Origin of the sequence: Phenylobacterium sp. (genome assembly GCF_031360265.1) — a bacterium.
In the GTDB taxonomy this organism is placed as follows: domain Bacteria; phylum Pseudomonadota; class Alphaproteobacteria; order Caulobacterales; family Caulobacteraceae; genus Phenylobacterium.
The window spans coordinates 1-19,830 of the sequence record NZ_JANMBF010000079.1 but is presented as its reverse complement, the minus strand read 5'-3'; the positions used below and the strand labels follow the sequence as shown (position 1 = coordinate 19,830).

20 protein-coding genes, 1 pseudogene and 1 riboswitch are annotated in these 19,830 nt (G+C 70.7%); of the genes and pseudogenes, 13 read left to right on the top strand and 8 right to left on the bottom strand.

The window, feature by feature from the left end:
* The first annotated feature begins 113 nt into the window (after positions 1-113).
* Positions 114-914, top strand: a complete 801-nt coding sequence (locus RMN86_RS06805) for an SDR family oxidoreductase (RefSeq protein ID WP_309605078.1) — start codon at positions 114-116, stop codon at positions 912-914.
* Here the strand turns inward: RMN86_RS06805 and RMN86_RS06800 are convergent.
* Positions 877-1,593 carry a MarC family protein gene (locus RMN86_RS06800; RefSeq protein WP_309605077.1) on the bottom strand — a complete coding sequence of 239 codons (717 nt, stop codon included), beginning with the start codon at positions 1,591-1,593 and terminating at the stop codon, positions 877-879. The two genes, RMN86_RS06805 and RMN86_RS06800, sit on opposite strands and share 38 nt — an antisense overlap.
* Before the next feature lie 75 nt (positions 1,594-1,668).
* Between RMN86_RS06800 and pyrF the strand changes: the two genes are divergently transcribed.
* Positions 1,669-2,358, top strand: a complete 690-nt coding sequence (pyrF, locus tag RMN86_RS06795) for an orotidine-5'-phosphate decarboxylase (RefSeq protein ID WP_309605076.1) — start codon at positions 1,669-1,671, stop codon at positions 2,356-2,358.
* 74 nt (positions 2,359-2,432) lie between these two features.
* On the opposite strand, the gene RMN86_RS06790 is transcribed toward pyrF, so the two are convergent.
* On the bottom strand, positions 2,433-2,627 hold the full coding sequence (locus RMN86_RS06790) for a DUF1674 domain-containing protein (RefSeq protein ID WP_309605075.1): 195 nt from the start codon (positions 2,625-2,627) through the stop codon (positions 2,433-2,435).
* Positions 2,628-2,710: 83 nt separating this feature from the next.
* Between RMN86_RS06790 and RMN86_RS06785 the strand changes: the two genes are divergently transcribed.
* From RMN86_RS06785 to purH, 4 genes are all read left to right on the top strand, one after another.
* A complete protein-coding gene (locus tag RMN86_RS06785; RefSeq protein WP_309605074.1) occupies positions 2,711-4,012 on the top strand; it encodes an RsmB/NOP family class I SAM-dependent RNA methyltransferase in 1,302 nt (433 codons plus the stop codon).
* Between the two features lie 37 nt (positions 4,013-4,049).
* The gene (rpe, locus tag RMN86_RS06780; RefSeq protein WP_309605073.1) at positions 4,050-4,712 is read left to right on the top strand and encodes a ribulose-phosphate 3-epimerase; all 663 of its coding nucleotides are present in this window, start codon (positions 4,050-4,052) and stop codon (positions 4,710-4,712) included.
* Between the two features lie 14 nt (positions 4,713-4,726).
* Positions 4,727-6,478, top strand: coding sequence for a heparinase II/III family protein (locus RMN86_RS06775; RefSeq protein ID WP_309605072.1), 1,752 nt, complete (start codon positions 4,727-4,729; stop codon positions 6,476-6,478).
* 6 nt (positions 6,479-6,484) lie between these two features.
* Positions 6,485-6,570, top strand: a riboswitch (ZMP/ZTP riboswitch).
* A gap of 19 nt (positions 6,571-6,589) precedes the next feature.
* Complete coding sequence (purH, locus tag RMN86_RS06770) at positions 6,590-8,182, top strand: bifunctional phosphoribosylaminoimidazolecarboxamide formyltransferase/IMP cyclohydrolase (RefSeq protein ID WP_309605071.1); 1,593 nt, start codon at positions 6,590-6,592, stop codon at positions 8,180-8,182.
* Between the two features lie 17 nt (positions 8,183-8,199).
* On the opposite strand, the gene RMN86_RS06765 is transcribed toward purH, so the two are convergent.
* Positions 8,200-9,201, bottom strand: a complete 1,002-nt coding sequence (locus tag RMN86_RS06765; protein WP_309605070.1) for an NADPH:quinone oxidoreductase family protein — start codon at positions 9,199-9,201, stop codon at positions 8,200-8,202.
* 130 nt (positions 9,202-9,331) lie between these two features.
* Between RMN86_RS06765 and rlmN the strand changes: the two genes are divergently transcribed.
* From rlmN to RMN86_RS06750, 3 genes are all read left to right on the top strand, one after another.
* Complete coding sequence (rlmN, locus tag RMN86_RS06760) at positions 9,332-10,495, top strand: 23S rRNA (adenine(2503)-C(2))-methyltransferase RlmN (RefSeq protein WP_309605069.1); 1,164 nt, start codon at positions 9,332-9,334, stop codon at positions 10,493-10,495.
* Positions 10,496-10,561: 66 nt separating this feature from the next.
* On the top strand, positions 10,562-10,990 hold the full coding sequence (locus RMN86_RS06755) for a DUF350 domain-containing protein (RefSeq protein WP_309605068.1): 429 nt from the start codon (positions 10,562-10,564) through the stop codon (positions 10,988-10,990).
* A gap of 13 nt (positions 10,991-11,003) precedes the next feature.
* Entirely contained in the window at positions 11,004-11,831 is an 828-nt protein-coding gene (locus tag RMN86_RS06750; protein ID WP_309605122.1) for a serine protease, read from the top strand.
* Here RMN86_RS06750 and RMN86_RS06745 read toward each other — a convergent pair.
* The 3 genes from RMN86_RS06745 to RMN86_RS06735 form a co-directional block, all read right to left on the bottom strand.
* Positions 11,828-13,177 carry an AmpG family muropeptide MFS transporter gene (locus RMN86_RS06745; RefSeq protein WP_309605067.1) on the bottom strand — a complete coding sequence of 450 codons (1,350 nt, stop codon included), beginning with the start codon at positions 13,175-13,177 and terminating at the stop codon, positions 11,828-11,830. The two genes, RMN86_RS06750 and RMN86_RS06745, sit on opposite strands and share 4 nt — an antisense overlap.
* A 39-nt stretch (positions 13,178-13,216) precedes the next feature.
* On the bottom strand, positions 13,217-14,755 hold the full coding sequence (locus RMN86_RS06740; RefSeq protein WP_309605066.1) for a response regulator: 1,539 nt from the start codon (positions 14,753-14,755) through the stop codon (positions 13,217-13,219).
* 166 nt (positions 14,756-14,921) lie between these two features.
* A complete protein-coding gene (locus tag RMN86_RS06735; RefSeq protein WP_309605065.1) occupies positions 14,922-15,320 on the bottom strand; it encodes a helix-turn-helix transcriptional regulator in 399 nt (132 codons plus the stop codon).
* Between the two features lie 98 nt (positions 15,321-15,418).
* Here RMN86_RS06735 and RMN86_RS18135 point away from each other — a divergent pair.
* The 4 genes and pseudogenes from RMN86_RS18135 to RMN86_RS06720 all read left to right on the top strand — a co-directional run.
* Positions 15,419-15,613 (top strand): annotated as a pseudogene (locus tag RMN86_RS18135) (LuxR C-terminal-related transcriptional regulator); the annotation flags it as partial.
* Between the two features lie 121 nt (positions 15,614-15,734).
* Positions 15,735-16,073 carry a hypothetical protein gene (locus RMN86_RS06730; RefSeq protein WP_309605064.1) on the top strand — a complete coding sequence of 113 codons (339 nt, stop codon included), beginning with the start codon at positions 15,735-15,737 and terminating at the stop codon, positions 16,071-16,073.
* A gap of 192 nt (positions 16,074-16,265) precedes the next feature.
* On the top strand, positions 16,266-16,631 hold the full coding sequence (locus RMN86_RS06725; protein WP_309605063.1) for a hypothetical protein: 366 nt from the start codon (positions 16,266-16,268) through the stop codon (positions 16,629-16,631).
* 90 nt (positions 16,632-16,721) lie between these two features.
* On the top strand, positions 16,722-17,186 hold the full coding sequence (locus RMN86_RS06720; protein ID WP_309605062.1) for a hypothetical protein: 465 nt from the start codon (positions 16,722-16,724) through the stop codon (positions 17,184-17,186).
* Here the strand turns inward: RMN86_RS06720 and RMN86_RS06715 are convergent.
* Both RMN86_RS06715 and gshB read right to left on the bottom strand, forming a co-directional pair.
* Positions 17,132-18,676, bottom strand: a complete 1,545-nt coding sequence (locus RMN86_RS06715; protein ID WP_309605061.1) for a YifB family Mg chelatase-like AAA ATPase — start codon at positions 18,674-18,676, stop codon at positions 17,132-17,134. The two genes, RMN86_RS06720 and RMN86_RS06715, sit on opposite strands and share 55 nt — an antisense overlap.
* Before the next feature lie 136 nt (positions 18,677-18,812).
* On the bottom strand, positions 18,813-19,760 hold the full coding sequence (gene gshB, locus RMN86_RS06710; RefSeq protein ID WP_309605060.1) for a glutathione synthase: 948 nt from the start codon (positions 19,758-19,760) through the stop codon (positions 18,813-18,815).
* Positions 19,761-19,830: the final 70 nt, after the last annotated feature.

The window sequence follows — 19,830 nt, the reverse complement described above, 5'->3', positions numbered from 1 at the left end:
CCGATGCCGTCTGCGGCGGGCGCGATACACCCAATCCGGACCCCGTTCAATGGCGCGGCCCTTTGCGGACGTGGGCGGGGGCTCTAGTTTCCGCGAACGAACGGGAGACCGACATGGATCGCAGACTGGCGCTGGTGACCGGCGCCTCGGCCGGCATCGGGGCGGCGTTCGCCCGCATCCTGGCCAGCCACGGCTACGACGTGGCGCTGACCGCGCGCCGCGCCGAGCGGCTGGAGAAGCTCGCCGAGGAGATCTCGCTGCGCTATGGCGTGGAGACCCTGACGGTGGTCGCCGACCTGGCCGAGCCGCGGGCGCCGGGACAGATTCTCGACCACCTCACCGCCCACGGCCGCACGGTCGACGCCCTGGTCAACAACGCCGGCTATGGGCTGGCGGGGTCCTACGCCGACACCCGCTGGGAGGATCAGCGGGCGTTCATCCAGGTGATGATGACCGCGCCGGCGGAACTGGCGCATCGGGTGCTGCCGGGCATGATCCAGCGAAGGTTCGGCCGAATCGTCAACGTGGCCTCCCTGGCCGGGCTGGTCCCGGGCTCGGCCGGCCACACGCTCTATGGCGCGACCAAGTCGTTCCTGGTGCGGTTTTCCCAGAGCCTGCATCTGGAGACCCAGGCGCACGGCGTGCACGTCAGCGCGCTCTGTCCCGGCTTCACCTTCTCGGAGTTCCACGACGTCAACGGCACGCGCGAGCAGATCAGCCGGTCGACCCCGCCCTGGCTCTGGCTGGGCGCCGACGAGGTGGCCGCCGCGGGCTATGAGGCGGTGGAGGCCAACCGCCCGGTCTGCGTTCCCGGCGCGCCCAACAAGGCGATCGCCGCGGTCGCCAAGCTGATCCCCGACGACTGGGCGCTGGCGCTCATGGCCTGGCAGGGACCGCGGTTCCGGAAGGTGTAGCGTAGGGGGCGGCGGCCTCGGGCCGGACGATGCCGTTGGTGGAATCGGCGACGCCGGCCAGCAGGAACTGCACCGCCATGGCGCAGAGGATCAGGCCCAGCACGCGCACGATGATCGACAGCCCGATCTTGCCCAGCACCTTGCTGATCAAGGGCGTCGCCAGGAACGCCAGCAGGGTCGCCACCGAGACCGCCAGGATCGCGCCAAGGCCCATGGCTGTGCCGGACAGGCCAAAGGCGCGCGCCTGGATGGCATAGATGATCACCGTCGAGATTGCGCCCGGACCGATCAGCAGCGGCATGGCGAACGGCACGATCATCTGCTCGACGCGGCGGCGCACATAGGTTCGGGTGTCGTCGGCGGTGGCTTCCGCGGCGCTGGCGAAGCCGGAGGTAAAGTCGTCGCCGACCATCTTCAGCCCCAGGATGAACAGGATCACCCCGCCGGCGATGCGAAAGGCCGGCAGCGAGATGCCGAAGAAGGTCAGGAGGCTGAGGCCGGAGAAATAGAAGAAGGTCAGGAACCCCAGAACGAACACCGAGATCACCAGGGCGATCTGCGCCCGTTCGCGCCCGCTGGCGCCGACGGTGGAGGCGGCGAACACCGGCACGTTCCCGATCGGATCGAGCAGGGCGAACAGCGCCACGAAGAAGTTGACCGCGAAGTCCCAATGGATCATCCCCCGGTCTTAGCCCAAATCGCCGCCCGCGCCGAACCCTCTCGGTGTGACGCCGCCTGCCCGGAGCCTTCGTCCATGGCCGACCCTCGCCTGATCGTGCCCCTGGACGTGCCCACGGCGGAGGAGGCGCGCGCCATGGTCGCCGCGCTGGGCGAGGCGGTCAGCTTCTACAAGGTCGGGCTGGAACTCTTCGCCACAGACGGCATGGCGCTGGCCCGCGAGCTGAAGGGCCAGGGCAAGCAGGTGTTTCTCGACTGGAAGCTGCACGACATCGGCACGACCGTGCAGCGCGCCGCCGCCGCCATCGCCCAGTCGGGCTGCGACTTCATCACCGTGCATGGCGAGCCGCAGGTGATGGCCGCCGCGGTGCGCGGCCGGGGCGCATCGTCGCTGAAGATCCTGGCGGTGACGGTGCTGACCAGCCTGGCCGACGCCGATCTGGTCGAGATGGGCTATGCCGAGAGCGCCCGCGCGCTCGTGGAACGCCGCATCCACCAGGCCATCGCCGCCGGCTGCGACGGGGTGGTCGCCAGCCCACAGGAGGCCGCTCTGGCCCGCGCGCTCGGCGGCCGCGACTTCCTGGTGGTGACACCGGGCGTGCGCCCGGACTGGTCGGCGAGAAACGATCAGGCGCGCGCCGCCACCCCGCTGGAGGCGCTGAGGGCCGGCGCCTCGCACATCGTCTGCGGCCGCCCGATCACCGCCGCCAACGACCCCCGCGCCGCCGCCCTGCGCGTCGCCGCCGAAATGGCCCAGGCAGGGTAGCGTCCCCTTATCTTCCCAACGACACTCAAGCCGTCGGCCTGCGCCTCGCCGCCCAAATGGGCCAGCCGACGGCGCTAGAAGTCGACGGCGATGCCCTTGCGTTCCCAGTCACCGAAGCGGGTGGGTTCGAGTCCCTTTGGCCCGCCTTGTTCCGGGCTGGCGGCGTCGATCGCGGCGGCGCGTCGGCGCGCCTCGGCCTCCTCCAGCGCGCGGCGCGCCTGCGGGGTCAGCGGTTTGTCGGGCGCGGCGTTGGGCGGCAGGTCGGTCATCGCCGCAAACTAGGCGCGCAATGCGCCGGGACAAAGCGCGTATGGCGCTTGCGCCGCCGCGTCCGAACGGGCACGCCGCCTCGATGACCGACATAGCCCCTCCGGACGCGCCCGCCGACGTCGCCGGCCTGCCGGCCCGCGCCGCGGCGCTGGACCTGCTGACCGCCGCCCTGGGGGGCCGCGCCGGTATGGACGAGGGGCTCAGCCACCCGGCGCTGGCGGCGCTCTCCGCCCGCGACCGCGCCTTCGCCCGCGCCCTGGTGATGGCCACCTTGCGCCACCTTGGCCCCATCGACGCGGCCCTGCAGGCCAAGGTGAAGAAGGCGCCGCCCGACAAGGTGGTGCAGATCCTGCGCCTTGGCGTGGCCCAGGCGTTTCTGCTGAACACCCCCGCCCACGCCGCCGTCGCCACCTCGGTCGACCTGGTGGCGCGCGACAAGGGCCTAGCGATGTTCAAGGGCCTGGTGAACGCGGTGTTGCGCGGCCTGTTGCGCGAGCCGCCGGAGCTGGCCGATCCCGATCTGCTGGCGCCCGGCTGGCTCCAGGCCCGCTGGCGCGCGGCGTTCGGTGTGGAAGAGGCCCACAAGGTGGCTGAGATGATCGCCGAGGAACCCGCCACCGACCTGTCGCTCAAGGATGCCGGCGCCGGCCCCGGCATCGCCGCGGAGCTGGAGGCGACGGTGCTGCCCGGCGGGACACTGCGGACGTCGCGGCGCGGCGATCTCGCCACCTGGCCGGGGTTCGCCGAGGGCGGCTGGTGGGTGCAGGACGCCTCCGCCGCCATCCCCGCCCGCCTGCTGGCGGTCCGGGCCGGCGAGACCGCGCTCGACATGTGCGCCGCGCCCGGCGGCAAGACCCTGCAGCTGGCCGCCGCGGGCGCGACGGTCACCGCGCTTGACCGCGCGCCGGCCCGGCTGAAACGGGTCACCGAGAACCTCGTCCGCACCGGCCTGGGGGCCGAGACCGTCGCCGCCGACGCCGCCAACTGGAAGGATGGCCGCGGCTTCGACGCCGTCCTGCTGGACGCGCCCTGCTCGGCCACCGGCACGTTCCGCCGTCATCCTGACGTCTTGTGGGCCGCCAAGCCCAGCGACATCGCCGGCTTGGCCGCCGTGCAGTCCAAGCTGCTGGACGCCGCCGCGCGCCGCCTGAAACCCGGCGGGCGGCTGGTCTATTGCGTCTGTTCGCTGGAGCCCGAGGAGGGCGAGGGCCAGGTCGCGGCGTTCCTGTCGCGCACCCCCGGCGTCGCGCTGGACCCGATCGTTGCGGGCGAGGGGGGGGCGCCGGCGAGGAGCCTGCGCGCCGACGGCACGCTGCGCATCCTGCCGCATCACACCGCGGGCGGGACAGACGGCTTCTACGTCGCGCGGTTCCGCAAGGCTTAGCCTTCACCGGGCGGGGCGATTCAGCTAAGTCCGGCGCATGTCCGGCAAGCCCCTCATCGCGCCCTCCATCCTGGCGGCGGACTTTGCGCGGCTGGGCGAGGAGGCCCGCGCCGTGGAGGCCGCCGGCGCCGACTGGCTGCATATCGACGTGATGGACGGCCACTTCGTGCCCAACATCACCATCGGGCCTGACGTGGTGAAGGCGCTGAAGCCCCATGTGACCATCCCCCTGGACGTGCATCTGATGATCGCGCCGGCGGACCCCTACCTGGAGGCGTTCCGCGCCGCCGGGGCGGACATGATCAGCGTCCACCCGGAGGCCGGGCCGCACCTCAACCGCACGCTCGGCCAGATCCGCAAGCTGGGCGCCAAGGCCGGCGTGGTGTTCAACCCCTCGACCGATCCGAGCGTCATCCGGTGGATGATGGACGACGTCGACCTGATCCTGGTGATGTCGATCAATCCGGGGTTCGGCGGTCAGAGCTTCATGACCTCGCAGCTGGCCAAGATCGAGACGCTGCGCGGGATGATCGACGCCACCGGTCGCGACATTCCGCTGGAAGTCGACGGTGGCGTGACGCCGGAGACGGCGCGGCTCTGCGTGGCGGCCGGGGCCACGGCGCTGGTGGCCGGCACCGCGGTGTTCCGCGGCGGACCCTCGGCCTACGCCGGCAATATCGCCGCCCTGCGCGGCGGCTGACGGGAGCGCGCCGGATGCCGGCGTCGATGGCGGACCGCACCCCTGCAAGCCTGTCGCTGCTGGCCGCGGCGGTCGCCCTGCGCCGGCGCGCGAGCCTGGAATGGGCGGCGTCGCCGCTCTACCACGCCTGGCTGTCGTGGCCGCGGCCCGAGGGGCTGGCGGCGACGCCCAGGACCTTGCGCCCGGCTGACCCGGAGAACGGGCGGCGCATCCTGGCCGGCGCCTTCGTCATCGACGGCGAGACGCTGGCCATGGGTCCGCGCGGCGATCCGTGGGACCGGCCGAGCCCCAGCCTGCGCTTTGCCTCTGGTCTGCACGGCTTCGGCTGGCTGCCGGACCTGGTGGCGCACGGCGACCCCGGCGCCTGGGAGGCGCTGCGCCTGACCCTGGCCTGGCGGCGGCTGTTCGGGCGCTGGAACGGCTTTGCCTGGGATCCGGCGATCCTTGAGCGACGGGTGTTCAACCTGGCCTGCGCCGTCCGCGCGCTCTCGGCGCCGGCCTCCGACGCCGAGGCCGAGCAGGTCGCCGGCGACCTAGCCCGCCAGGCCCGCTTCCTGCTGGACGTGCGCGAGGGGCCCGTCCGGGCTTCCGAACGCGCCGCCGCTGCCGCTGTGGCGGGCGCGGCGCTGGGCGGCGGGGCGGGGGCGCGCCTGCTGGACCGCGCGCTGGACCGTCTGCGGCTGGCCCTGCCGGCGACGATCTCGCCCGACGGCGGCCACGCCAGCCGCAGTCCGCAAGCGGCGCTGGAGCTGCTGTTCGACCTCACCACCCTTGATGAGGCCCTGGTCCAGCGCGGCATGGCCGCCCCCGACGAGTTGTTGCGCGCCAACGATCGCCTGGCGTCCGCGGTGCGGTTCTTCACCCTGGCCGACGGCCGGCTGGCGGCCTTCCAGGGGGGCGAGGCGCTGTCGGCGTCCTACGTCGCAGCCGCCCGAGCGCAGGACGAACTTGGCGAACGCTCCGTGCCGGTGGTTCGGGGTGGCTATCAACGTCTAGCGGCCCGCTCGCTGCAGGTGGTGGCGGATGCGGCCCCACCGGCCGCCGGCGTCTGGAGCCAGGCGGCCTGCGCTCAGCCGCTGGCCATCGAGGTGCTGGCCGGGGGCCGGCGGCTGATCGTCGGCGCCGGCGGGTCGCCGCAAGCCCATGCGCCGGCGGCCCTGCGGCTGGTGGACGCCGCCTCCACGGCCTCTGTGGGCGATGCGGCCTGCGGTCAGCCGTTGCAGGGCTTCGCCGCCCGCGCCCTGGGGCCGCGCCTCACGGGCGCCGTCGACGCCGTCGAGGCCCGCCGCCACGAAGCGCCCGGCGCGCTGTGGCTGGAGCTGTCGCACGACGGCTGGGTCCGGCGTTTCGGACTGCGGCATGAACGGCGGCTCTATCTTGACCTCGAGGCCGACGAACTGCGCGGCGAGGATCGGCTGACCCCGGCAGCCGCGCGAAGCGGACGGGACGGACGCCGCTTCCTGTCTTTCGTTGTCCGCTTTCACCTGCACCCTCAGGTCAGCGCCCTGGTCGCCCGCGACGGAAGGAGCGTCCTGCTCAAGGCCGAGGGCGAGGAGACCGGCTGGTGGCTGCGCAACGATGCGCTGGACGTCGCGCTGGAACCGTCCGTCCACTACCTGGACGGCCGGCCAAGGCGCAGCCAGCAGATCGTGCTGCGCGGCCAGGCCCGCCTCGACGTCGGCGCCAAAGTGCGGTGGAAGCTCTCGGCCGCCACGCCGGGTCGCGCCGACGACAGCCTTGTTGACGTTGGCCGGCGCCCGGACTAAGCCGCGCCCATTCCGCGTGACTGGCGAAGTTTCAGGTGGGCGACCATCGGGGAGCGCGGATGCCATCGACGCCGCTCGCCTGGGCATTTTCCGTCACTGCAGGAGAATGCTGTGCCCGCCGCTCCCGATTTCCCGCCGGCCCCGGACCGCGCCCCGATCAGGCGGGCGCTGATCTCGGTGTCCGACAAGACCGGCCTGATCGAGGCGGCCCGGGCGCTCGCCGCCGCGGGCGTCGCGCTGGTCTCGACCGGCGGGGCGCGCAAGGCCATCGCCGACGCCGGTCTGACGGTGAAGGACATCTCCGAGCTCACCGGCTTTCCCGAGATGATGGATGGCCGGGTCAAGACCCTCCATCCCGTTGTCCACGGCGGCCTTCTGGGTGTCCGCGATGCGCCCGACCACGCCCGGTCCATGGCCGAGCACGCGATCGGCGGCATCGATCTGGTCTATGTGAACCTCTACCCCTTCGAGGCCACCGTCGCGGCCGGCGCCGACTACGCCACGGCGGTGGAGAACATCGACATCGGTGGCCCGGCGATGATCCGTTCGGCGGCCAAGAACCACGGCTACGTCGCCGTCTGCACCGAGCTTGCCGACCTGCGGCAGGTGCTGGCCGAGCTGGCGGAAGACGGCGCCACGGGGCTGGCGCTGCGCAAGGCCCTGGCCGCCCGCGCCTACGCCCGCACCGCCGGCTATGACGCGGCGATCGCCTCCTGGTTCGCGCAGGCTCTTGGCGACGAGGCCCCCCACCGCCGCGCCTTCGCCGGCGAACTGGCGCAGACGATGCGCTATGGCGAGAACCCGCATCAGAACGCGGCCTTCTATCGCTTCGCCAACCCGCGCACCGGCGTGGCCACCGCCCGCCAGCACCAGGGCAAGGAACTCAGCTACAACAACATCAACGACACCGACGCGGCCTTCGAGCTGATCGCCGAATTCGACCCCGCGGACGGTCCCGCCTGCGCGATCATCAAGCATGCCAACCCCTGCGGCCTGGCGACCGGGGCGACCATGGTCGAGGCCTACGGCCGCGCGCTGGCCTGCGATCCCACCAGCGCCTTTGGCGGCATCGTCGCGCTGAACGGACGGCTGGACGCGGCCACCGCGACGGAGATCCTGAAGCTGCTCACCGAGGTGGTCATCGCCCCGGACGCCGACGCCGACGCCATCGCCCTGTTCGCCAAAAAGAAGAACGTCCGCCTGCTGACCACCGGCGGCCTGCCCGATCCGCTGGCGCCTGGAACCAGTTTCAAGTCGGTGGCCGGCGGTTTCCTGGTGCAGAGCCGCGACACCGCCCGGCTGACGGCGTCCGACCTTAAGGTGGTCACCCGGCGCAGCCCCACCGAGGCCGAGGTGGCCGACATGCTGTTTGCCTTCACCGTCGCCAAGCACGTCAAGTCCAACGCCATCGTCTACGCCCGCGCGGGCCAGACGCTGGGCGTCGGCGCCGGCCAGATGAACCGCAAGGATTCCGCGCGCATCGCCGCCCTTCGCGCCGCCGACTTCGGGCTGGACCTGACCGGCTCGGCCTGCGCCTCCGAAGCCTTCTTTCCCTTCCCCGATGGACTGATCCAGGCGGCTGACGCCGGCTGCACGGCGGTGATCCAGCCCGGCGGGTCGATCGGCGACCAGGCGGTGATCGACGCCGCCGACGAACGCGGCGTGGCCATGGTGTTCACCGGCGTTCGCGTCTTCCGGCACTGAGCCACAGCGCCGCGGCGTCAGTCGATCGTCACAACGACCTTGCCCATGGCCTGGCGGCTGGCCAGGTGGCGGATGGCGTCGGCGGCCTTGGCCAGCGGAAAGCGGCCCGAGACATGCGGCTTGATCTTGCCGGCGGCATACATGGCCAGCAGTTCGGCGACGCCCTTCTGGTGCCGCGCCGGGTTCTTGGCGACCCAGGTCCCCCAGAACACGCCGACGATATCGCAGCCCTTCAGCAGCGCCAGGTTCAGCGGGATCTTCGGGATGTCGCCGGCGGCGAACCCGACGACCAGATATTTGCCCTCCCACGCGATGGAGCGCAGCGCGGGCTCGGCATAGTCGCCGCCGATGCCGTCATAGATGACGTCGGCGCCGGCCGCGCCGCAGGCCGTCTTGAACTGTTCGGAGAGCTGCTTCTGGCCGTCGCGGTCGAAGGGGCCGCGGCCATAGACCACGCCGGCGTCCGCCCCATGGGCGAGGCACAGGTCGACCTTCTCCTGGCTGGACGCCGCGGCGATCACGCGCGCGCCCATCTGTTTGCCGAGCTCGACGGCGGCCAGGCCGACGCCGCCGGCCGCGCCCAGCACCAGCAGGGTCTGGCCCGGTTGCAGGTCTGCGCGGTCCTTCAGCGCATGGTAGCTTGTGCCGTAGGTCATGATGAACGCCGCGGCGTCGTCGAAGGGCATCGCGTCGGGGATCTTCACCAGTCGGGCGGCTTCCAGCGCCAGTTCCTCGGCCATGCCGCCCCAGCCGGTGTTGCCCAGCACACGGTCACCGACCTTGATGTGGGTGACGCCCTCGCCGACCGACTTGACGACGCCGGAAACCTCGCCGCCTGGCGAGAACGGCCGCGCGGGCTTGAACTGGTACTTGTCCTCGATGATCAGCACGTCGGGGAAGTTCACCCCCACCGCCTTGACCGACACCACCGCGAAGCCGGGCTTGGCCTCGGGCGACGGCACGTCCTCAAGGACGAGAGTGTCGGGGCCGCCCACGGCCTTGCTCAACAGCGCCTTCATATCCGTCTCCCGGTGGTGTTCTTGAAACTCGCGAGACGCTAGCCCAGTCGAACGGATGTTTGAAGGGGAGGGATGATTTGAGGCTCAGCCTCGCCTATATGGTCGGACCTCCAGACAGGATGATCTTCCCTTGGGCGTGACCCTCGACCTCTCTCGTGCGCCAAGTCCGCCGCGCGCGGCCGCCAAGCCCAACCTGTCGGGGTTGACCCGGGCTGAGCTGGCCGCCGCCCTGATCGCCGCCGACGTCGTGCGTCCGGAGAAGGCCAGGATGCGGGCCAGCCAGCTGTGGCGCTGGATCCACCACTACGGCGTCACCGACTTTGCCCAGATGAGCGACGTGGCCAAGGACATGCGCGCCGCCCTGGCCGAACATTTCACTCTGGCCCGCCCGGAAATCGTCGAGCGCCAGGTCTCCAGGGACGGCACGCGCAAATGGCTGATCCGCACCGCGCCGGGCATCGAGGTGGAGTGCGTCTACATCCCCGACGTCGGCCGCGCCGGCGCGCTGTGCGTTTCCAGCCAGGTCGGCTGCACGCTGAACTGCACCTTCTGCCACACCGGCACCCAGGCGCTGGTCCGCAACCTCACCGCCTCCGAGATCGTCGCCCAGGTGCAGGTGGCGCGCGACGACCTGGCCGAATGGCCGAGCCCGCGGGAAGATCGCCGGCTCTCCAACGTCGTCTTCATGGGCATGGGCGAGCCGCTCTACAATCTGGACAGCGTGGCCGACGCCATCGACATCATCGCCGACAACGAAGGCATCGCCATCTCGCGCCGGCGGATCACCGTCTCGACCTCGGGCGTGGTTCCGGAGCTGGAACCCCTGGGGACGCGCACCCAGGCGATGCTGGCGATCTCGCTGCACGCCACCAACGATCCCCTGCGCGAGACGCTCGTGCCGCTGAACAGGAGGTTTCCCCTGGCCGAGCTGATGGCCGGCGTCCGCGCCTATCCGGGGCTTTCCAATGCGCGGCGTGTGACGTTCGAGTACGTCATGCTGAAGGGGATCAACGACACGCCGGCCGAGGCCAGGGCGCTGGTCCAGCTGCTCAAGGGCATCCCGGCGAAGATCAACCTGATCCCGTTCAACCCCTGGCCCGGCAGCACCTATGAGTGCTCCGACTGGGGGACCATCGAGGCCTTCGCTGCGATCCTCAACCGCGGTGGCTACGCCTCGCCGATTCGCACGCCCCGGGGCCGCGACATCCTGGCGGCCTGCGGCCAGCTGAAGAGCGAAAGCGAGAAGATCCGCGCCAGCGTCCGGCGCAAGGCCGCGGTTCCGGCGACCCCCTAAGGCGCTTTCCGCAAGCTTGGCGGCTCATGCTATCAAGCGTCGCCCTCCACGGGAACTTAGCCACCCATGACCACGCCCCTCCAGTCGCCGGAGATCCAGGCCTTCGCCACCGGCTTTCCGGTCACCCTGCTGCACTTCGGCGTCACCTTGACGATCCTGTTCGCGGCCGCGGCCATTTACGTCATGCTGACGCCGCACAAGGAGATCACGTTGATCCGCGGGGGCAATTCGGCCGCGGCGGTGTCGCTGGCCGGGGTGCTGGTGGGCCTGGCCATACCGCTGGCGGTATCGCTGAAGGCCTCGACGACGCTGATCGAGCTGGCGCTGTGGGGCGCGGCGACCGTGCTGGTGCAGCTGCTGGTCTTCCGCCTCGTGGACCTGGTGCTCCGCGGTCTGCCCAAACGCATCCAGGAGGACGAGATGGCCGCCGCCGCCGTTCTGGTCGGCGCCAAGCTCGCCACCGCACTGATTCTCGCGGCCGCCGTCTCCGGCTGAGTCCGGGGGCGTGATGCATTTCCCCCGGCTGCCGGACTGGCTGATCTACGCCGCCATCGTGCTGGCGTTGCTGATCGCCGCGATCGGCCGCCAGGAACGCGCCGACGCGCCGCCGCCGCCCCCCCCGACGGTGGAGGTGGAGGGAACCGCCCTCGGCCCCGCCTCGCCCTTCGACCCCGCCGTGGTGGTCGAGGTGGCCAGCAAGACCCAGGCCGGCGCCGGCACCGCCTTTTCCGTGGCCGCTTCAGGCGTCTGGGTGACCGCGCGGCACGTGGTCGAGGGTTGCCGACAGGCCGCCATCGTCGTCGCCCCGGGGCAGGGCGTCGTCGCCAAGGTTTCGATCGACCCCGCGGCGGAGACCGCGGTGCTGACCACCGATGGCGGCGCCCCGCCCCTGCCGCTCGGTCTGTCCGCCAGCCTGCGCCGAGGCGAGCGCGCCTTCCACCTGGGGTTCCCCCAAGGCCGGCCTGGCGAGGTGAGTTCGCGGCTGATCGGTCGCGAGAACCTGGTGGTGCATGGTCGCGGCGCGCGGACCGAGCCGGTGCTGGTCTGGGCCGAGACCGGGCGCACCGATGGGCTGAGGGGCGCCCTGGGCGGGCTTTCCGGGGCGCCGGCGCTGGACGATCAGGGCCGGGTGGTCGGCGTCACCATCGCCGAGGCGCCTCGCCGGGGCCGCATCTACACCACGGCGCCGGAAACCACCGCCCGGACCCTGGCCGCCGGTGGACGGCGACTGTCGACCTTCCCGGGCGCGGCGATCTCGGCGGACAATTACGGCCGCGTCGCCGACGACTTGCGCCGGACGCTGCGAGTCGCCCAGGTGGTTTGCCTGACGGCTTAAATCGGCGGCTTGGCGACCTTGCCGTTCAGCCGGGCCAGGATCAGGAACAGGATCGCCGCGGGGATCGCGATCAGGCCGGCGCCGACGAAGGCGGTCTCATAGGCGGGCATCGGACCCAGGCTTGCCGACAGCGATTCGACCACCGCGCCGGAGAAGCCCTTCAGGAATTTGCCCAGCAGGGCGTAGGCCGAGGACAGAAGGGCGTATTGGGTGGCCGTGTAGCCCAGGTTGGTGAGGCTCGACATATAGGCGATCAGGGCGACGCCGGCGTAGCCCTGGACGAAATTGTCGCCGCCCATCACCGCGCCGAACACCGCCACATCGCCAGGGTGCAGCGCGAGTAGGGCGAAGGACGCCGTGCCAATCCCCTGGAGCACCGCGCCCGCGATCAGGGTCGGAAACAGCCCCAGTCGAACCGCGCTCAGGCCGCCGATGGCGACGCCGGTCAGGGCCCCGACGAGGCCGATCGAACCGCGGACAGCGGCCACGGCGTCCTTGGTCAGGCCCAGATCGACGTAGTAGGGCGTATACATCGGCCCCATGACGAAATCGGGAAGCCGGTAGACCGCGATCGCCGCCAGCATCAGCAGGCCCAGCGACCTGTGCTGTCTGAAGAAATCCACGAAGGGGCCGATCACCGCGTCGAAGAAGCCGCGGGCGTTCCACAGCGGGGCCTGGGCGGGACGGCCGACCTCGCCGCGCGCGGGCTCGAAGGCGAACCAGGTAGCGGTCAGGCCGATGCCCATGGCCAGGCCATAGGCCACATAGGCGCCGGGCCAGCCGATCCGGGCGGCCACCGCCAGGATCAGGGCGTCGGCGGCGATGATCGCGGCGCGATAGCCGAGGGCGGCGGCTGAGGATAGCAGGCCCTGCTCGTCGCTGTCGGCGGCAGCCTCGATCCGCCAGGCGTCGATGGCGATGTCCTGCGTCGCCGAAGCGAAGGCGGTCAACAGGGCCAGGGCGCCGATCATGGTCAACCCGCCCGGCCCGCCCGGTCCGACGATGGCGATGCCGACCAGGCCGGCGGCGACCAGGATCTGGGCGAACGCCATCCAGCCACGCCGCCGGCCAAGCCGGCCCAGCAGCGGCAGGTCCACACGGTCCACGACCGGCGACCAAAGCCACTTCAGCGTATAGGCGAGACCGACCCAGGAGATGAAACCGATGGCCTTGAGGCTCGTGCCCTCGTCGCGCAACCAGTAGCCCAGCGTGTTGGCGGTGAGCAGGAAGGGCAGGCCAGATGAGAAACCCAGCGCCAGGGTCACCGCCACCTTCGGCTGGCGCAACTCGCGCAACACCTCCGCGGCCGATCGTTTTCGGCGCGTGGGGCTGAATTCGGCGGTCATGGCTGGGCCTCCCGGCGCGGGAGACCCGTGTCCCCGACCTCAGCCGACCTTGGCGCGCCGGGCCGATTGCGTCCAGTTGGGGCCGATCCAGCGGGTCAGCATGGCTCTGAGCGCGTCGGGCGACATGGGCTTGACCAGGAAATCGTTCATCCCGGCGGCCAGACAGGCATGCCGATCGTCCTCGAAGGCGTTGGCGGTGAGCGCCACGATCGGCGTCTCGATGCCGGCGTCTCGCAGCGCGCGCGCGGTCTCCTCGCCGGACAGGCCTGGCATGCGCATGTCCATCAGGATCAGGTCGTAGGTTCCCACCTTGACCGCCGCGATGGCATCCAGGCCGCGGACCACATGATCGACATCGCAACCCTCGCGACCGAGCAGCGCGCGGGCCAGCAGCGCGTTGATCGGGTTGTCTTCCACCAGAAGAATATGCTTGCCCCGCCCGGTGGTGGTGGCGATCCGCTCGTCCTCGCCGCTGGCGGGATGGGCCGGCGCGGCGCCGGCGGCGATCAGCGCGCGTTCGCAGAGCGACGCGCGACGCAGGGGCTTGATCAGATAGCCGGCGAATCCGGCGCGACGATAGCGCCCGATCAGCGCGCGCTCCTCAGGCGCCAGCAGAACGATGGCCTGCCGCCCCACGGGGGGTCGAAGCAGACGCGGCGGCTTGGCCAGGGCATGATCCACGAGCGCCACGTCGCCCTGGCCCGTGCTGCGGACGAGATCGGCCACGTCGCAGACGGCCACGGCCTGCCCGCCGCTGGCTTCGATCTGTCGGCTCGCGGCCTCCCGGATGATGGGGTTTCCGGAGGCCACATAGATCTTTCGGCCAGCCAGCGCCGCGGCGGGGCGTTCGCCCGGCGCCGCCCGGAACGCCGCCTCGAACCAGAACCGCGCGCCGCCTTGCGGTCGGTCCTCGACCCCGACCTCGCCGTCCATGGCCAGCGCCAGCCGCCGCGCGATGGCCAGGCCCAGCCCGGCGCCGCCGAGGTCGGCGTGGGCGGGATCGGCCTGGGCGAAGGCCTCGAAGATGCGCTCGCGCTGGACAACGGACACGCCGGGTCCGGTGTCATCGACGGTGAACCGCAGGCGGTCGCGGCCGGCGGCGGCGACACCGATGAGCACGCCGCCGTCTGCGGTGAATTTCACGGCGTTGCCGGCGAAATTGAGCAATATCTGGCGCAGCCGGCCTTCGTCGGCCCTGACCGTCCCCACATCCCCTGGCGCGGCCCAGGCGATCTCCAGCCCCTTTTCGCGAGCCTTTGGCGAGAGCAGTTCGCAGACCGCGCGCAGGGTGTTCTCGATATCGACGTCGCCGGGGTGCAGCTCGACCTTGCCCGCGCCCAGCTTGGCGAAGTCCAGCACGTCGTTGACCAGGGTCAGCAGATGCTCGCCGCAATCGCGCAAGGCCGTGGCGTAGGCGCGTTGCTCGGCGGTCAGCCGCGTCCCCTCGAGCAGCCGCGCCATTCCGAGCACGCCGTTCAGCGGCGTGCGGAACTCGTGGCTGAGCGACGCCAGCTGCTCGGCGTTGATCTGCGCGCGCCGCGGCCGACGCTCAGCAAGGGGTCGTGGGGGTCTGCGCATGGCCCCTGCGATAACCGCAAACGGCTTAACGGTCCCTCAAGCCGCGGAGCCCTTTCCACTGAGCTTGCCTCGTCCCGAGGGGAGGAGAAGGGCTCCAGACAGGAACGACGACCCTGTTTTATCCCGGCTGACCTGATGCGAAATCTGCCGGGACAGGGTCCAGCGCTCAGCCGTCGCCGTCGTGCGGCGGGGCGGCCATTTCCCGGGCCAGAGCCAGCAGGGCCGTGCGGGCGCGGGCATCGGCTATGGCGTTGAAGCTCTGCAGGATCTCCAGTGCGCCGGGACGCGACAAGGCCCGGAACACATCCTCGTCGTCCTCGCGGCCGGAGCTCTCCTCGCCGACGAGCCAGGACACCGTGGTGTTCAGCGTCACCGAAGCCGCCAGCAGGGTCGAGGCCGCCACGCGGTTCGCACCCCGTTCATATTTCTGCACCTGCTGGAAGGACACCCCCAGCCGGTCAGCCAGATCGGACTGCGACAGGCCCAGTTGCCGACGGCGCGTCCGCATCCGCGCGCCGATCGCCAGCTCCAGTTGCGCGGTCCGGCCGGGATCCATCGGGTCCATCGCCGGCGCCTCCTTATGCGTCAGAGTGTAGCTGATCGCCGCGACCCCTTCGCCTTAAAGTAGACGCGCGGCCAAAGTCGTCGTTTACTGGTCACCTGATGCGCGCCCGCGATGACATCATCGACGATCCCGTGGACCTCCTGACTCCGCGTGAGCGCGAGTGTCTGCGCCTCGTCGATCAGCACCTGTCGTCCAAACAGATCGCCCGCGAACTGGGCATGTCCAAGACCTCGGTGGATACCTATTGCGACCGCGCGCGGCGCAAGCTGGGGGTCGAGGATCGCTACGCCGCTGCCCGCCTGGCGCGCCGCCTCGACGTTAACCGTGTCCTGACTGAATCAGGACACGACGCGGTCAGGACAGACGCCACCCCCAATCTCTGCCCGGATGAGCCGGCAGCAGAGGGGGAGCCCCATGGGCGATTGGCAGAACTTCGACAATCGGGCGGTGATCGGACGGGCGCTTCGCCTGCGTCGCGAAATCGACGACTTCGAGGCCCGTTGGCCGACCGAGGTTATGAAGGAGGAATGCCTTCCGGGCTTCTCCTGGGCGCAGCTGGAACGTCAGCTCGTCGATCTGGCGGCGACCCCGGCTCAGGCGAGTATGGCCCGGCATCTGGTGTCGGGTACGCGCAAGCTGGCGCCGTTCAAGCCCTCGGAGATGGTCCTGCGGGAAATCCTCTGCATGACCTGGGTTCTCCTGGACGAGAACTTCAAACCCGATCCCGAACAGGAATCGGCCGAAATGATCTAGGCCCCGTCGCCCGCCTGGGCGCGATCATCGGGGTCGCGATCATCACCGCCCTGGCGTTCGGGGCGATGCTGGCCGGCCTCCACGCACTCCAGGACCTCGGGCAAAATATTTTCCGGGCCTAACGGGTCCGAAACCTTACCCCCTTAAATCACGAGGCGCGGATCTTGGACCGGTCCGCGCAGGAGAGAACTCATGCTTAAGCAACGCCGTATGGTCGCCGAGCAAATCGCCGGCGCCCTGTTCGAGGCCGAAGCCGCGATCGACGCCGCGATTTCCAAGACCGCCGCCCTGACTGGCATCATGCCGCAGCTTCGCCGCGAAGCCGGCGCCTCGGCCCTGATCGGCCAGGACGCCGTGGAACGCGCCAGCCAGGCGATCATGTCGCTGGCCGAAGCCCGCCGCGCCATCGTCGAGACCCACAAGGAACTCTCCATCGCCCAGACCCAGATCGGCCTCGGCGCCGTGATGGTCGGCGACCCGGGCGACAAGCCCCCGCCCCTGTTCGCCAGCGAAGAGCGCCACAACCGCCGCGCGTTGCGCGCCGTACAAGCCGCCTGAGGGCAATCAAGGTAAGCTGCGGACTGTTTCGTCCGCAGCCGTCATCTGCCAAGCTGGCCTCCGGTTCACACCGGGGGCCTTTTGCATTCCATGTCCTACGCAATCCCGCACTGGGTCTGGGAAACCGTAGTCATCGCCGTATTCGGCGCGGCGATCTGGCGGGGCGGTCGCGACGAGCGGATCGCCGCGACCGGTCTCATGATTGGATGGCTGATCACCAAGCTGGTCTACAGCCATCACGGCCAGCAGACGGAATGGGGCGTGCTAGCGGCCGACGCCGCGCTGCTTGGCGTCCTGACCTGGCTCGCGATGACGAGTGCCCGCTACTGGCCGTTGTTCGCCGCCGCCTTCCAGTTCCTCGCGGTGATCATCCACCTCGCCAGGATTGCCGACCGCTCGCTAGGGGGCTGGGCCTACATCAGCGCGGAGATACTGTTCGGCTATCTGGTGGCCATCGCCATCGCCGTCGGCACATTCAACGCTTGGCGTGGTCAGCCACGTCATCCCGCCGCCATCGGCGACCCCACCGACGACCCCGGGGCGATGCGGCGGTAGATCAGCGCTTCGGCGATGTGGACGCGGCGCACGGCGTCGCAGCCTTCCAGGTCGGCGATGGTGCGCGCCAGGCGCAGGGTGCGGGTCCAGCCGCGCGCGGTCAGGCCACCGGCCTCGGCGGCGCGGGTCAGCAGCGTGCGCGCGGGCGGATCGAGCGCGACGATCGCCTCCAGCCAGTCGCCGTCAGCTCTTGCGTTCAGAACAACAGCGCCTTCTCCGCCAGCCGACGCGCGGGCTGCCTGCACGCCGCGCGCGGCGGCGACGCGGGCGGCGGCCTCGGCGGTGCCCTCGGCGGGCGCCGGCAGGGCAAGGTCCGCGGCGGTCACCGGCGGGACCTCCACCTGCAGGTCGATACGGTCCATCAGCGGGCCGGAGATTCGCCCCTGATAGTCGGTCTGGCAGCGCGGCGCGCGCCCGCAGGCCCCGCGGCCCGGACCCCCGTGGCCGCAGCGGCAGGGGTTCATCGCCGCCACCAGCTGGACCCGCGCTGGATAGCGGACATGGGCGTTGGCGCGGGCCACCACCACCTCGCCGGTCTCCAGCGGTCCGCGCAGCGAATCCAGCGCCTGGGCGGAGAACTCCGGCAGTTCGTCGAGGAACAGCACGCCATTGTGCGCCAGGCTGACCTCGCCGGGCCTGGCCTTGAGCCCGCCGCCGGTCAGGGCGGCCATGCTCGCGGAATGATGCGGGCTGCGGAACGGCCGGGCCCGCGTCAGTTCGCCCTTGGCGATCAGGCCGGCCACCGAATGGATCATTGAGGTCTCGAGCAGTTCCTCCGGCGTCAGCGGCGGCAGCAGGCCCGGCAGGCGCGCGGCTATCATCGACTTGCCCGAACCCGGCGGCCCGATGAACGACAGGTTGTGCCCGCCGGCGGCGGCGATCTCCAGCGCCCGCTTGGCGTTCTCCTGGCCCTTGACCTCGCGCAGGTCCGGGCCATGGTCGCCCTCGCGCAGGTGTCCGGGCTGGGGTGGCGACAGCACCTGGGTCCCGCGGAAATGGTTGACCAGGGCGATCAGCGACGGGGCCGCCAGGATGGGTGTTCCCCCCGCCCAGGCCGCCTCCGGCCCGCAGGTCTCCGGACAGATCAGCCCCAGCCCCATGGCCCCGGCCGCCACCGCGGCGGGAAGTGCGCCGGCCACCGCCGTGATGCGTCCGTCCAGCGACAGCTCGCCCACCGCGGCCCAGTCGTCCAGCGCATCCGGCGGGATCACCCCCATGCCGGCCATGATCGCCAGGGCGATCGGCAGGTCGTAGTGGCTGCCCTCCTTGGGCAGGTCGGCAGGCGCCAGGTTGGCGATGATGCGCCGCGCCGGCAGCGACAGGCCCAGCCCGGAGAACGCGGCCCGCACCCGCTCGCGACTTTCCGAGATCGCCTTGTCGCCCATGCCGACCAGGAAGAACTTCGACTCGCCGCTGGTGAACTGCACCTGGACGTCGACGCGCCGCGCCTCGACCCCCTGAAACGCCACCGTGACGACCCGCGCGGCCATGCCCACCCCTTGTGGCGAAAGCTCACTTATCCACAAGAGGCGACCACAACCGGGCGCCCAGATCAAGAACAAAAATAGAACTTATGGGGAAGATGAGACGCTTCAGTGACTTGGCATAACGTCTTCGCGAAACAGGCTAGACCGTACGGCGAAGCTCTTCAACCCGTTGCCAGAGGATGTCCGTGGCGTCGAGTCCGGTAAAGGTCTTCAGCGCCACGGCGCCGGTGGGGGAGGTGACATTGATCTCCGTCAGGTAATCGCCGATCACGTCGATGCCGACGAACAGCAGGCCGCGCCGCTTCAGTTCCGGCCCGATGGTGGCGCAGATTTCCCGGTCGCGGGCGGTCAGCTCGACGGCCTCGGCCCGCCCGCCCACCGCCAGATTGGAGCGGATCTGGCCCGGCCGCGGCACCCGGTTGATGGCCCCGACCGCCTCGCCGTCGATCAGCAGGATGCGCTTGTCGCCCCGGGTCACCGAGGGCAGGAACTTCTGCAGGATCACTGGCTCGGGGCTGAGCTCGGCATGGATCTCCAGCAGGGAGTCCAGGTTCGGGTCGTCGGCAAGGTGCCGGGTGACGCCCGATCCGCCGCGTCCGTTCAGGGGCTTCAGCACCACGTCGCCATGCCGCTGGCGGAACTCGGCGATCGCCTCGCGGTCGTTGGTGATCAGGGTCGGCGGCTGCAGGCCGGGAAAGTCGGTGACGAACAGCTTCTCCGGCGCATTGCGCACCTCTACCGGGTCGTTCACCACCAGGGTCGCGGGGTGGACCTTCTCCAGGAAGAACGTCGAGTCGATATAGTTCATGTCGAATGGCGGGTCCTGGCGCAGCAGGATCACATCGAAGGCGGTCAGGTCCGTGCGCCGCCAGGGTCCCAGCGTCGCGTGGTCGCCCTTCACCCGCTGGACGATCAGGTCGCGCCCCCGGGCGAACACCCGGCCCTCGTCCATCGCCAGGGTGTGGGTGGTATAGACGAACAGGCTGTGGCCGCGGGCCTGGGCGGACTCCATCATCAGGAAGGTGGTGTCGCCCTCGATGTTGATCCCCTCGATGGGATCCATCTGGACCGCGACCTTCAAAGACATGGAATGCTCCCGACCGGCTGAGCCATCGACATAGGCGGTGGCGGCGGGCGGCGCTAGTTCAGCTGCAACC

What these genes read in the sequence shown, in the direction of transcription:
- RMN86_RS06805 (WP_309605078.1), top strand. Translation starts at nt 114, where the DNA reads ATGGATCGCAGACTGGCGCTGGTGACCGGCGCCTCGGCCGGCATCGGG.
- RMN86_RS06800 (WP_309605077.1), bottom strand. Translation starts at nt 1,593, where the DNA reads ATGATCCATTGGGACTTCGCGGTCAACTTCTTCGTGGCGCTGTTCGCC.
- pyrF (WP_309605076.1), top strand. Translation starts at nt 1,669, where the DNA reads ATGGCCGACCCTCGCCTGATCGTGCCCCTGGACGTGCCCACGGCGGAG.
- RMN86_RS06790 (WP_309605075.1), bottom strand. Translation starts at nt 2,627, where the DNA reads ATGACCGACCTGCCGCCCAACGCCGCGCCCGACAAACCGCTGACCCCG.
- RMN86_RS06785 (WP_309605074.1), top strand. Translation starts at nt 2,711, where the DNA reads ATGACCGACATAGCCCCTCCGGACGCGCCCGCCGACGTCGCCGGCCTG.
- rpe (WP_309605073.1), top strand. Translation starts at nt 4,050, where the DNA reads ATGTCCGGCAAGCCCCTCATCGCGCCCTCCATCCTGGCGGCGGACTTT.
- RMN86_RS06775 (WP_309605072.1), top strand. Translation starts at nt 4,727, where the DNA reads ATGCCGGCGTCGATGGCGGACCGCACCCCTGCAAGCCTGTCGCTGCTG.
- RMN86_RS06765 (WP_309605070.1), bottom strand. Translation starts at nt 9,201, where the DNA reads ATGAAGGCGCTGTTGAGCAAGGCCGTGGGCGGCCCCGACACTCTCGTC.
- RMN86_RS06755 (WP_309605068.1), top strand. Translation starts at nt 10,562, where the DNA reads ATGACCACGCCCCTCCAGTCGCCGGAGATCCAGGCCTTCGCCACCGGC.
- RMN86_RS06750 (WP_309605122.1), top strand. Translation starts at nt 11,004, where the DNA reads ATGCATTTCCCCCGGCTGCCGGACTGGCTGATCTACGCCGCCATCGTG.
- RMN86_RS06745 (WP_309605067.1), bottom strand. Translation starts at nt 13,177, where the DNA reads ATGACCGCCGAATTCAGCCCCACGCGCCGAAAACGATCGGCCGCGGAG.
- RMN86_RS06740 (WP_309605066.1), bottom strand. Translation starts at nt 14,755, where the DNA reads ATGCGCAGACCCCCACGACCCCTTGCTGAGCGTCGGCCGCGGCGCGCG.
- RMN86_RS06735 (WP_309605065.1), bottom strand. Translation starts at nt 15,320, where the DNA reads ATGGACCCGATGGATCCCGGCCGGACCGCGCAACTGGAGCTGGCGATC.
- RMN86_RS06730 (WP_309605064.1), top strand. Translation starts at nt 15,735, where the DNA reads ATGGGCGATTGGCAGAACTTCGACAATCGGGCGGTGATCGGACGGGCG.
- RMN86_RS06725 (WP_309605063.1), top strand. Translation starts at nt 16,266, where the DNA reads ATGCTTAAGCAACGCCGTATGGTCGCCGAGCAAATCGCCGGCGCCCTG.
- RMN86_RS06720 (WP_309605062.1), top strand. Translation starts at nt 16,722, where the DNA reads ATGTCCTACGCAATCCCGCACTGGGTCTGGGAAACCGTAGTCATCGCC.
- RMN86_RS06715 (WP_309605061.1), bottom strand. Translation starts at nt 18,676, where the DNA reads ATGGCCGCGCGGGTCGTCACGGTGGCGTTTCAGGGGGTCGAGGCGCGG.
- gshB (WP_309605060.1), bottom strand. Translation starts at nt 19,760, where the DNA reads ATGTCTTTGAAGGTCGCGGTCCAGATGGATCCCATCGAGGGGATCAAC.